At 63.6% G+C, this 12105-nt stretch carries 10 protein-coding genes and 2 pseudogenes; all 12 read right to left on the bottom strand.

Features of this window, described 5'->3' with window-relative positions; genetic code table 11:
• The 12 genes and pseudogenes from GC146_RS06245 to GC146_RS06300 all read right to left on the bottom strand — a co-directional run bounded on the left by GC146_RS06245 (position 1) and on the right by GC146_RS06300 (position 12104).
• On the bottom strand, positions 1-894 hold the full coding sequence (locus tag GC146_RS06245; RefSeq protein ID WP_291835971.1) for a TauD/TfdA family dioxygenase: 894 nt from the start codon (positions 892-894) through the stop codon (positions 1-3).
• Entirely contained in the window at positions 881-2323 is a 1443-nt protein-coding gene (locus tag GC146_RS06250) for an FAD-binding oxidoreductase (RefSeq protein ID WP_291835973.1), read from the bottom strand. The genes GC146_RS06245 and GC146_RS06250 overlap by 14 nt, the downstream gene beginning before the upstream one ends.
• Complete coding sequence (locus tag GC146_RS06255) at positions 2313-3563, bottom strand: amidohydrolase family protein (protein WP_291835976.1); 1251 nt, start codon at positions 3561-3563, stop codon at positions 2313-2315. Before GC146_RS06255 ends, GC146_RS06250 begins: the two co-directional genes overlap by 11 nt.
• Positions 3563-4354, bottom strand: a complete 792-nt coding sequence (locus GC146_RS06260; protein ID WP_291835978.1) for a creatininase family protein — start codon at positions 4352-4354, stop codon at positions 3563-3565. The genes GC146_RS06255 and GC146_RS06260 overlap by 1 nt, the downstream gene beginning before the upstream one ends.
• Positions 4355-4604: 250 nt before the next feature.
• Positions 4605-4805 (bottom strand): annotated as a pseudogene (locus tag GC146_RS06265) (IS3 family transposase); the annotation flags it as partial.
• A 109-nt stretch (positions 4806-4914) separates the two neighbouring features.
• Positions 4915-5113: pseudogene (locus tag GC146_RS06270) on the bottom strand (IS6 family transposase); the annotation flags it as partial.
• A gap of 201 nt (positions 5114-5314) precedes the next feature.
• Positions 5315-6670 (bottom strand): M20/M25/M40 family metallo-hydrolase, encoded by a 1356-nt coding sequence (locus GC146_RS06275; protein ID WP_291835981.1) that lies wholly within the window; start codon positions 6668-6670, stop codon positions 5315-5317.
• A complete protein-coding gene (locus GC146_RS06280) occupies positions 6667-7392 on the bottom strand; it encodes an SDR family oxidoreductase (RefSeq protein WP_291835984.1) in 726 nt (241 codons plus the stop codon). Before GC146_RS06280 ends, GC146_RS06275 begins: the two co-directional genes overlap by 4 nt.
• A complete protein-coding gene (locus tag GC146_RS06285) occupies positions 7389-8474 on the bottom strand; it encodes a Gfo/Idh/MocA family oxidoreductase (RefSeq protein ID WP_291835987.1) in 1086 nt (361 codons plus the stop codon). The genes GC146_RS06280 and GC146_RS06285 overlap by 4 nt, the downstream gene beginning before the upstream one ends.
• Positions 8475-8503: 29 nt before the next feature.
• A complete protein-coding gene (locus tag GC146_RS06290; protein WP_291835990.1) occupies positions 8504-9463 on the bottom strand; it encodes an ABC transporter permease in 960 nt (319 codons plus the stop codon).
• Between the two features lie 11 nt (positions 9464-9474).
• Positions 9475-10449, bottom strand: coding sequence for an ABC transporter permease (locus GC146_RS06295; RefSeq protein ID WP_291835993.1), 975 nt, complete (start codon positions 10447-10449; stop codon positions 9475-9477).
• 101 nt (positions 10450-10550) lie between these two features.
• The gene (locus GC146_RS06300) at positions 10551-12104 is read right to left on the bottom strand and encodes an ABC transporter substrate-binding protein (RefSeq protein WP_291835996.1); all 1554 of its coding nucleotides are present in this window, start codon (positions 12102-12104) and stop codon (positions 10551-10553) included.
• Between the last annotated feature and the right edge of the window lies 1 nt (position 12105).

Genomic DNA, 12105 nt, shown 5'->3' on the forward strand with positions numbered 1-12105 from the left:
TCAGACCAGTTCAGGTTCGATCCGGATCGCCGCGATCCCGTCGCTTTCCCTCACGCTGGAACATATGCTCGACAATTTGCGAGGCTGCTCGTAGGGCCACGGCGTGCCCCGGTGCAGAACGGCGCGCTGATCCCACAGCAGCACGTCGCCCACGGCCCACGTATGCGAATAGACGAAGCGCGGTTGCGTGCAGAACGCCGTCAATTCCTCCAGCAGTGCTTCGCCCTCGGCCTCTTCATAGCCGTCGACGGCAAAGGCGTGGCTTGCGATGTAGAGCGCCGCGCGCCCGTTCACCGGATTCGGCCAGACCGCCTTCCAGTGCTGGTCGGGCCACTTGGTATAGAGCGGTAGCTTCGCCAGCTCCTCGGAGATCTTTTTGCGCGAATGGCTGTAGCGGTGCCAGATACCGCGTCCCTCGATCCGCGCCTTGAGGTCGGCAGGCATCTCCGCCCACGCGGCTCGGGTCGAAGCTAGCTCTGTCGCGCCCCCTTCGGTGGTCACGATCCGCCCGACCAGAATATTGATCAGCGACGGCACCGGCAGGAACGTACTGTCGGAATGCCACAGAAAGTTCGATTTCAGGTTCAGCGTCTTGAGGTCCATCTCTCCGCTGGTGGTGCCATCGTCGAGCACATTCGAGACCTCGGGGATCTTGAAGGCCTCACCGGGTTTGCGCTCGTCCGCCTCGCGGTCTTCCACCGGGCCAAACAGGCCTGCAAGCTCCAGGTGCTTTTCAGGCGTCAGGTCCTGGCCGCGGAACAGCAGCGCGGAATGCTCCTCGAACAGGGCGCGGATTTCGGGGAACAGCGTGTCTGCGCTGACGTCCATCAGGTTGAGGCCCCTCACCTCGACCCCGAAATTCGGGTTGAGCGGGGTCAGGTCAAATCGTGTCATTGCTGTCTCCTTTGGTGTCACTTTGGGTGCCGAGGGCTTCGATCTCGTCGGCCGATAGATGGCGCACCCTCTCCCAGACCCGTGACTTGCCGGGGTTCAGAAGGCCCTTGGGATCCATCCGTTTTTTCCACGCGAGGTGTCGGTAATCGGGCTGCATGTGGTTGCCCTCGATGACATGCACGTGGGCGTCGTAGACGGTGAAGCCGTCCGCCTCGTAGGTGGCGTTGATCTCGGCCAGGCGCTCGGGGCTCGTGAACCAGACGATCGGCAGATCGGCGGCGTAGATCACATCGCCGGCGCGGGTGAATTCATGGTGCGGCCAGACATCCTCGCCCTGTCTGATGCGCATCGCCTCCACGCGGGCGGCATCGGATGGGTCGGGGACGCCGACCTGCTGGTAGGTGGCGGAGCGATCCGATTTCAGGACTTGCAGCGTGGTGTGATTATACGCGAATTCGAAGACATGGGGCAGTTTCAGCGCCTGCCGCTCTGCCTCGTCCATGGCGAGGTGCATCGTACCGCCGTAACGCACCATGAGCGTCTCGAACGCGTCGAGGTGCTCGCGCGGCACCAGCGAAACCAGAAGGTGCCGGCCTTTGGGTACATGCGCATCAAGCCGAGGGAAATAATCGCAGATCCGAGCGTCCACCGTCGAGCACAGCTTGCGTGCGATCTGCTCTGGGCTGGCGGAGGCCAACGCATAACCCGCCGCGTAGCAGTCGGCGTAGTCGTCGAACCCGACCATGCAGCCCACCCAGTCGCGGGTTGGAACAGTGCGCAACGTAACCTCGGTAATTGCACCGTTCAGGCCCCAGGCGTGGTGAATCTGTAGCGCATTCTCGGCGTCGAACACATGCTCGACCGGTGTCGCCTCGACCGACAGGGCCTTGATTTGCAGAATGTTTCCCGGTTCTCGCAGCGGGCCGTTTGCAACCGATCCGATCCCCGCCGAGCCGCCCGCAACAAAGCCGCCGACGGTCGCGATATCCTGCGTCGAAGGAAACATCGTCATTTCCCAGCCCTCGGGATGCAGAGCCGCGTTGATGTCGGCCATCAGCGCGCCCGCCTCGACCCGTACAAACCCCTCGCCGATCTCAAGGATGTGGTTCATCGCCGTCGTTTCGACGATCAGGCCTCCGTGCAGCGGGACTGCCTGCCCGTAATTGCCGGTCCCGCCGCCGCGCAAGGTGACGGGGATGTCGTAGGCATGGGCCACGGCTAGGCAGTGTGCCAATTCTTCCCGTGTCTTGGGGTGCGCTACCAGATCGCCGAAGGAGCGGCGCAATTCAGCGTTCAAGATTGGCGAATACCAGAAGAAATCGCGACTTCGCTTTTTCACGGTCACCGGATCATCGCTGACACCGACGGGGTTCAGGGCTTCGGCGACGCGGCTCCAGTCACGTGCCTCCGGCGTTGCGTCATGGGGCATTGGTAACTCCAAGATGTTCGGTCAATGGCAGGACCGGGCTGTTGCCGGAGATCAGGTCCGACAGGCTCGGCACAGGGCAGACCAACAGGTCTGCAACCGCTGCGCCCTCGATATTAAGCGGCTCAAGCCCCATAGCGCGCCGCGCGGTGCTGGTGATGGTGTGCAGATGGCGGCCGAATGGCGGGTCGAGATGCCCGGCGAGGACCGCAAGGCCAAGTGAATGTATCGGGTCGTGACGGCCGATGGGACAGAAGGCATCACGCACGTTGTCGGTACCGACGATGATGTCGACCCCACGCCGTGCCAACTCGCGCAGCCGCGTGATCCCGCGCCGATCGGGTGTGCCGTCACGGCGCCCTTGCAAATAGAGATTGGTCGACGGTAGCGCGGCGACCGCGACCCCCGCACGCGCCAGCTTGTCCGCGATTCTCGCAACGTCATCGTCGGACCTTGAGGCGAGGCTGCAGGCATGGCCGCACAGAACCGGCCCCGAAAACCGCATCGCGCCGGCAACGTCCGCGATCAGTTCCAGACCATTAAGATCGGGGTCAAGCCCTTCGTCCACATGGAAATCGAGAGACAGGCCATAGTGCTCAGCGCAAGCGAACAAAACCTCCAACCCCTCCCGGCGTTTGATGTGGTGCAGCACGAGACTGCCCAGCACGCCACCGTCGCGCGCAACCCTGCGTGCCACCGCATCAGCGCGCGCGGGGTCGGACATCTCGTCGATGTCCGTCAGCGCCGCGCGCTGCAAGGTGACCCCGTCTTTCACGGCCTCGTCGTTCAGCGCGCCAAATACCTCCCAGGCCAGTGGCACCAAAGGGGCATCCGCGGATGCCGACCAATCGACATGGGTACGCACGGCACTACAGCCTGCCGCGACCAGTTCGGACAATCCGCGGCGCGCCCGACGTTCAAGGTCTTCGGCTGTGCACAGCACCTTGTCACGCATCTGAGCCGCAATGGCTGTTTGCAGGTTGCCACCCACATCATTGCAGCGCTCGATGCTGTGGCATTTGTCGAGATGCACATGTGCCTCAGCAAGGCGGGACAGCACGATGCACTCGGGGCGACTATTGCCAGTTTCCAGCGTGAGGCCCTCGACCCGCCCGCCGCGCAAGATCAATGTACCGCAGCGCAGATCACCCTGCCGGACACCGCCAAACCTCTCGGGATCGGACAACAAGGCCTCCGGCACCCCAACGCCGCCCACGAGCCGGAGATCGGTCGCGGCATCCATCAGCTTTTCCTCCGGTGATCGAACACCGAGAACTCGGCAAGGAAGCGCGCAAAATTCGCGGCAGCGCTGTCAAGCAACTGGGCGCCCCGCTCGGCATCTGCCGCGCGGGCGTCACCCACGACACCGCTGGCAGACAGATCGTCAATGAGCCAACTCGGCATTCCTGCGGCGCCATGTACGCCGATAAACTCGAGGCCTGACCGCCACGCCGGCAGCACGCTGTCAGCCGCCGGCGCTGCAGCCATGTCCACCAGGTCGGGCCGGGCCGCGAGCATTGCAGCGGTCTCGCTTTCGCCGGCATGCATATCGAGCGCGTAGGTTTCGGGATCGAACAGTCCCTTGGTGTCGGCAAAAGCCGACCAACTGCACGTCACAACGATCATGTCATGGGCAATGCGCAACTCACGCGACGCGACCTGTAGCAGTGCTGTATTCCCGCCATGACCGTTGAAAAGGACAAGTCGCGCCACTCCAGCACGTGCCACCGACGCTCCGATATCGCGCAAGACGGCCAGCAGGGTCTCTGCCGAAAGGCTCAGCGTGCCAGGATAGCGGGCGTGTTCGTCGCTCTTGGTCACGCGGAGTGTCGGGAGGATCAGGGCACTGACCGGCTCTGCCACATGCCTAAGAGCGCGATCAAGGACGGCCTCGACAATGCAGTAGTCCACACTCAGCGGCAGATGCGGCCCATGCTGTTCGACCGCGCCAAGCGGTAGGATCGCCACTGTGTCTTGCGGCAACGATCGAAACGCCGGCGCCGACATCTCGGCCCAATGCATCACAATACCCATGCTTCAAGCCATCGCGCCAAAGGGATGCACGAGCCTGACGGCGACATCGGAAACTATAGGTTGGGTATGTCTGCACATAGGGCGCCGCTCCTCGCCTCGATATCGAGCGGCCCTTCGACTGTGCCAGAGATGATTCGAGATTAGCAGCAAGCGCCCAATGTCGCAAGTTTCGACATCAACCGGTCGGTGATTTGGATCGACGAACTGCGTTGCCCCAAGTTTCTTAGACACCTGCGTGGTTCAGTTTCTGCTATCTGACTTCGAAGTCTACCGGCGACAGGCTGCCATTGTCCGTGTGCTTGCGCTTCGGGTTGTCGAAGAGTTCGTTGTATTCGAACACGTCCCCCCGTGCGGCTTCTCGCGTTGGATAGGTGCGGCGTCTGACCCGCTCCCGTTTCAGCAGTAGGAAGAAGTTTTCGGCTACTGCTTTATCATGACAATTGCCTCGCCTGCATGTGCTGGGTGGTGTCGGACGCATGCGAACGCGTTTCAGTCTTGCAGAACGGGAAATCTGTTAGGCCGTAAGAAGGCCGCACCACTCAGCAAGAACGGCGGCGCGGGTGCCAGCGCCAGCGGCTCGACCGCATACTACAAACCCGTCGTTTGCGGATTTCTGCGGCGAATAGCGGGCCGAACCTGTTCCACCAAGACCGCACCGTCTTGTGGCTGATGTCGATGTCCACGTTCGTGCGGCAGATCCTCTACGTTCCGAAGCGACAGCGGGAACCGGATGTACAACATGACCGCCAGGCGGATGATCTCGGGCGAGGTTCTAAATTAGCGGAAGGGGTTGAGTTGGGTCATGACCAAAGGCTACCCGGCCGACTGCGTAGCCTCAAGCCTGGTTGCCCTGACAGAGCCCACGCCGGGCATCACCTGCGGCAAGTTGACTCTCATCCGTTCGACCAGTCTACCCGTATCGAACCACTGGCCTTCTATCGGGCCCTTGCGTCCTCTCGCTCAGCTCTTGCCGAAATGCTCCATGATCGCAGCAGCGTACTTGATACCCTTGATATACTTGTCGATGTGGATGTTCTCGTCGGGCGCGTGCAGGTTGCAGCCGGGGTTGGCAAAGCCTGTGAGGACGCAGGGAATCCACACGTGCTTGAGGATTGCACCCTCGGCGGACACCCCGTTGACGATGGGCGGTTCGCCGTACACCTCGTGTGCGGCGGCGATGATGGATTTCGAAATGTCCTCGCGCGCCGAGATCTTGTATGGCGGTTCGGCATGCTCGAACGTCCGCACCTCGATCATGTCGAACCCTTTGGCCTTCAGGTGCGCCCTGAGCTTCGCCGCGGCGGCCTCGGGCTGAATGTTGGGGATCAGGCGGAAGTCCATCCTCACCCGCGCCTCTTTCGGCACAATCGTCTTGGTGCCCGGCCCGGTATAGCCCGCGACGATCCCCTGGATGTTCGCGGTCGGCTCGTAGGTGCGCGCCCGCAGAGCATCGACACCGTCGCGGCCCAGGACGAACTGACTGACGCCCATCTCCTCGCGCAGCAGGTCGAAGTCGATGCGCCGCGCCTTGTCGGCAAGATAGCCCTCGTCCTCGGCATCGGGGACATAGATCCCCTCGGCCCAATCCTCGATCAGGATGTTGCGATCGCGGTCCATGATCGTGGCCAGGGCATGAACGAGGTCCCAGACCGGGTTGGGCACGAGTGGGAAGTTGAGCGAATGGACATCCTCGCGCGGACCATGCGCGATCAGCTCGGCAAAGAGGACCGATTTCAACCCGAGCGAGACATCAGGTACCTCGGCCCCGATTTCCAGCGAGCCGTCGAGGCAATGCATGCCATCGGCCGCCAGCAATTCCTTGTTCTGCGCCGCCCAGTCGGCAAGGTGCGGGCTGCCGATCTCTTCCTCGCCCTCGATGAACAGCTTGAGGTTCACCGGCACTTCGCCACGCACGGCCAGAAACGCCTTGGCGGCCTTGTTGAAGGCCAGAACGCCGCTCTTGTTGTCGGTCGCGCCACGCCCGTAAAGCACCCCGTCCACGATCGCCCCCGACCAGGGGCCGCCGTGGGTCCACGCCTCGACGGGCTCGGGCGGCTGGACGTCGTAATGCGAATAGCAAAGCAGCGTCTTTTTCGACGAGGGCGAGCGCAGTTCGCCGAAAATGACGGGGGGGCCTTCCGCCAGTTCGTGAAACTCGGCCGGCAGCCCGTCATCGTGCATCATCTGGCGCACAAGGGCGGCACAGTCCCGCAGGCCGATGTCCTGGGCCGAAACCGAAGGCTGCTGCACGAAGGTCTGAAGATCGGCGATGAACTCGTCGGCATGGGCGTCGATATAGGCGTAAATGTCTTTCATTGGGACGTCTCCAAGTCCTGCGCGATCTGCCAGGCATTCAGGCGTTGCCCGTTGAAGTCCGCCGCGCGCGTTTCGGCGATATGGACGAAGGCCGGGGCAAGGCGGTCGGGGGAAATCCACTGCCGCTTGTTCTCGGGGGTGTAGTTCGCCTCGGACATCGGGGTGTGCATCAGGTGACCAGGGGTGATCGTGCAGGACACGACATCGGCATCGCCCGCCTCCATCGCGAGGCACTTCGAGAACCCCTCCAGCCCATGCTTTGCCATGCAATAGGCGGTTTCGTCGGCAAATCCCTTGATGCCCGATTGCGAGGACACGAAGATCAGCGTTCCGCCGCGGGCCTTCATCTCGGCCCACACGGCCTGGGAAAGCAGAAACGCGGCCTGCAACCCGACATCGAGCGTCGCGCGGAACGTGACGAAATCGGTCGACTCAAGCGGGGCGGGACGCAGGATGGCGGCGTTGTGGATCAGGGTATCGACCGGACCTGCCGCCTGGATCTTCGCAATCGCCTCGCGCGTTTGCTGCGCGTCCGACAGGTCGGCCACGACCGCATGCGCGCGCGGCCCGCACTGGCGCGCGACCGCCTGCAGCGGGTCTGCCGCCCGGTCGATCAGGATAACCTCCGCCCCCCGGCCGGCAAAGGCGCGCGCGATGGCAGCGCCCAGCCCCTGCGCGGCCCCGGTGACGACGACGCGCTGACGTTCGACCGGGGGCGTCATGCTGCGTCTCCCGCGGGCAAAGTCTCCCACCGGCGGCTACGTGTCGAGGCAAGGACCGCATCCAGAACCTGCTGATTGCGCAGGCCGTCCAAGAACGTCGCCCCCTGTCGCAGCGGCCGGCCCTCGGTGATGGCACCAACCAGTTCGCGCAGCGCCGACAGCACCGAGACGTTCCAGATGCCCTTGTTCAGGCCGGCCAGCGATGCGTTCGGATCGGTTTCGGTGATCTCGGTGAACCCCTTTTCACCCGCCTTGGCAAACCACAGCCGTTCGTCGCCGTTCGACAGCGTCAGCGTGCCTTTCGAGCCGAAAACCTGCGTCTCGTTGCCCATGTTGGTCGCGGCGACGCCGCTCATGAACACCCGCGCCAGCGCGCCCGACGCCATTTCGAGGGTGAAGTAGGACAGGTCGTCGGCCGTCGCGGTCCATGCCTGCCCGGTCTTGGGATCGACCCTGTCGGGCACGCGCGTAAGCGCCTGCCCCACCACGGCGGTGGGTTCACCCAGCCACCAGCGCAGCATGTCCACCTGGTGCGAGCCGTTGGCGCCCAGCCGGCCGCCGCCCTGCGCGGCATCCGACCACCAGTCGCCCATCGGGCGCGAGGCCGGATCGTTCCATGAGGCGCCGATATTGGCGATGTTGACGTGCCGGATCTCGCCCAGCGCACCGTCGGCGATCATCGCCGCGATACGGGCGCGGTTCGGGTTGAAACGCAATTCGTGGTCGATCATGTGGACGCGCCCCGCGGCCTCGGCCGCCTCCAGCATCGCGCGGGCCTCGGTGGCATTCATCGCGGTCGGCTTTTCACACAACACATGCGCCCCGGCCGCGACCGCGGCCAAAGTCATGGGCTTGTGAAGGTTGGTGGGCGTGGCGATGCAGACCAGGTCAGGCGCGTGTTCGTCCAGCATCCGTTGCCAGTCGTCATAAACCGCCGTGATGCCGTGGGGCGCGGCGGCGGCCTGCGCACTGGCAAGCCGGCCCGAGGCCAGCGCCACGACCTTTGCCCCGTCGATGTGCCGGAATGCGGGCAGATAGGCGTCACGCGCGAAGCTCGCCCCAATAATGCCGACCGTGATCATGTCGTCTCCTTTTCAGTGGGAAAGCGGGCTTAGCCGTTGGACTTCAGCCGCGGGTCGAGGAAATCGCGCAGCCAGTCGCCGATGATGTTGAAGGCAAGCACGGTCAGCACGATCGCCATGCCGGGAAAGACCGCCAACCACCACTTGTTGGCGATCAGCTGGTCGCGGCTTTCCGCCAGCATCGATCCCCAGGTCGGCACCGACGGCGGCACGCCCAGGCCGAGGAAGGACAGGGCCGCCTCGGCAAGGATGACCGAGGCGATGTTGAAGGACGCGATGACCGTCAGCGGCGCAATCACGTTGGGCAGGATCGTGACGAACATGATCGACGCATGGCTTGCGCCCAGTGCGCGCGCGGCCTCGACGAATTCCTTCTCGCGCAATGACAGTGTCTGCGCGCGCACGATCCGGGCATAGGTAATCCACTGCCCGATGCCTAGGACAAGTATCAGGTTGAAGACCCCCGGCCCCAGCACGACAAGGAACATGATGGCCATCAGGACGAAAGGAAAGGCCAGCTGGATGTCCCCGATGCGCATGATGACATCATCCGTCCAGCCGCCGAAATAGCCCGAGATCAGCCCCAGCGCGACGCCCAGCGATCCGCCGATGACGATCGCGGTGACACCGACCAGCAACGAAACTCGCGCGCCGTAAAGAAGCCGCGACAGCACGTCGCGGCCCAGGCCGTCCGAGCCGAGGAAGAACTTCACATGGCCGGCCCTGTCGGCGACCATCGGCGCTTCGAGCCGGGTCATGATGTTCTGGCGGTTGGGATCGAGCGGCGAGATCGTCGGGCCGAGGATGGCGGCCAGTATCAACAGCGCGAGGATGAAAAGGGCCAGCAATGGCCAGCGGCCACGTACCATGCTGCGCCAGGCGCGGCGCCAGCCATCGCCACGCCGCTGGGGCGGCAGGGCGACCATGGTATCGGCAAGACCTGCCGCCGCGGGATCGATGAACGGGCCGTCAGGGTGGGATTGCGTCATTGCCTGCTGCCTCACAAACGCACGCGCGGATCAAGCCGCGCATAGACAAGGTCGACGATCAGGTTGATCGCCACGAATATTCCGGCCAGCACGATTACGCAGGCCTGCACCAGCGGGATGTCGCGCTGGTTGATCGCGTTGAACAGAAGCCGGCCGATGCCCGGCCAGGAGAACACGATCTCGACCACCACGACTCCGCCCAGCAGGAAACCGAACTCCAGCCCGATCATCGTCACGACAGGCAGCCAGGCGTTTCGAAGGGCGTGGTTGATGACCACCGCATACTCGCTCAGGCCCTTGGCGCGTGCCGTGCGCACGAAGTCGAGCGACAGCGTTTCCAGCATGGACGAGCGGACCAGCCGGGCATTGCGCGAAAGCGAATAGACCCCCACCGCAAGGCTGGGCATGATCAGGTAGTAGATCGCCGAGGGAAGGTTGGCGAAAGCAGTGTGGAAATCGCCCTGGAACATCGGTTCCAGCAGCGGCACGTGGCCCGAGATCGGCAGCCACCGCAACTGAACGCCGAACGTCATGATCATCATGATCCCAAGCCAGAAACTGGGTATGGACTGGCCCAGCATGCCAAGGATCATGATCGAGCCGTCTGTTGCCGAGCCTCGTCGAAGGGCCGCGAGCACGCCCAGCGGTATTGCCACCACGATGGCGATCAGCATCGAGAACAGCGTCAGCTCGATCGTGGCCGGCAGGGCATCGGCCACGACGTCGATCGCGGGCCGGTGAAATTTCAGGGACTTGCCCAGGTCGCCCTGGGCGGCCTTCCCGATGAAGGTGAGGTATTGGACATATAGCGGCTTGTCGAAGCCGAGCCTGACGCGGGTCTGGGCAATCTCCTCGTTCGTCGCCCGGTCAGACACGTAAAGAAAGGTAGGATCGCCGCCGATGTGCAGCGCGGTGAAGCTGATCAGCGTCACGCCCAGGATGACGATCACGGTCTGGCTCAGACGTCGGGCGATGTAGGTCCACACGCGGCAGGTTCCTTCGATGCAACATGCCCGGCACTTTCGCGCGCCAGGCCCGGGGGGGTGGGTGAGATGCGGCCGGTGGTCCGGCCGCATCTCGTGTCGTCTTACTTGGAGGCGAGCTTGGCGTCGAAAAGCTCGACGACCTCGTCGCGGCGCGCTTGCCAGTCGATCCGGTTGCTGACGCCGTAGAAGTCCGGCTGGAAGTACATCAGCAGCCACGGGCCGTCGTCGTGGAACACCTTCAGCATCTCGTTGATGACCGCGCGTTCCTCTTCAGGCGTCTTGGCGGCCTCGATCTGCTTCCAGCCGTCGAACCAGCGCGGATCGTCCCAGTTGGTGTAGTTCGGACCCGAGTCAACCGTGGCAAGGTCGGACATGTCGTAGAGCGCGCTCCACAACCCGCCGCCCGAGCCGAGGAAGAACATCGGTCCCGCCTCGTGCTTGCGGATCAGCGGCACGTAGACCGACGCCCAGTCCATCAGCTCGACATTGGTCTTGACCCCGATGTCGGTCAGGTACTGGCCGACCGCCAGAACGACGTTGGCATCGTTGAGGTAACGCCCGCGGCCTGCCTGCAGCGTGATCTCGAAGCGCACGCCGTTGGCATCCTTGGGATAGCCGGCCGCATCAAGCAGCTTGCCCGCCATTTCCGGATCGTAGGGATACGGCTTGAGGTCGGGGTTGCCCTGCGGCGGGTTGACCAGGCTGGTCGCGCGTTCGCAGTCGAAGTTCAGCAACTGCTTGCAGATCGTCGGCACGTCCACCGCGTATTGCAGCGCGCGACGGACATCGGCCTTCCGGATCGCCTCGGCCCCTTTTCCGGTGAACGAGGTGCTCTGGTTGAAACCGACATACATCCGCCGTGTGCCCTGCACCTTCTCGACCCTGGCGACACCGCTGTTGTCGATGGCGTCAAGCTGGTCCGGCGAGACGTTGGTGATGATGTCGACGTTGCCGGTCAGCAGTTCCGCCGTGCGGGTCGAGGCTTCAGGAATGATCCGGTAGTCGATGGTCTTGAAGTTACCGGGATCCTGCCATTTCTGCAGAACGATTTCCGAACCCGGGGTCCAGCTGACCAGCTTGTAGGGGCCGGACGCGACGGGCTTGGTCGAGGCGTCCTCGAGGCTCATCTTCTCGTAGCTGTCCTTGCAGTGGATGAACACCTCGGTCAGGAAGCCCGGCGTCATCGAGCTCTTGATGCCCACGTTGATGACGACGTGTTCGGGATCGGGCGCGGTGGCGCCCTTGAAGTCGATCGAGGTGAAGATGAACCCCGGCGTGTTGCCGGTGAAGTTGTTGGCCGGGTCGGCGGCGCGGTTGAACGAATAGGCCACGTCCTCGGCCGTCAGGGCCTCGCCGTCCGAGCAGGTATGGCCCGGGGGAATGTGATAGGTGTACGACTTGCCGTCATCGCTGACGGTATAGCTGTCGGACAGCCGCGGCGTGACCTTGCCGTCGACCGAGATCGACGAAAGCGTGGTGAAGATGTGCTCGGCGATGTTGGACGCATCGCGCGAGCTGATCTCGGCGGGATCGAGCGTGTCGATGTCTGCGCTCAGCCCGACGACGATGGTATCGGCCGCGGGCGTCGCGAGGACCGCATGCGGAACCCCCATGACCGCCCCGGCGAACACCAGCGCATATTTGAATTGTCGCATG

It is taken from the genome of Limimaricola sp., from assembly GCF_016125575.1.
GTDB lineage: Bacteria > Pseudomonadota > Alphaproteobacteria > Rhodobacterales > Rhodobacteraceae > WGLM01.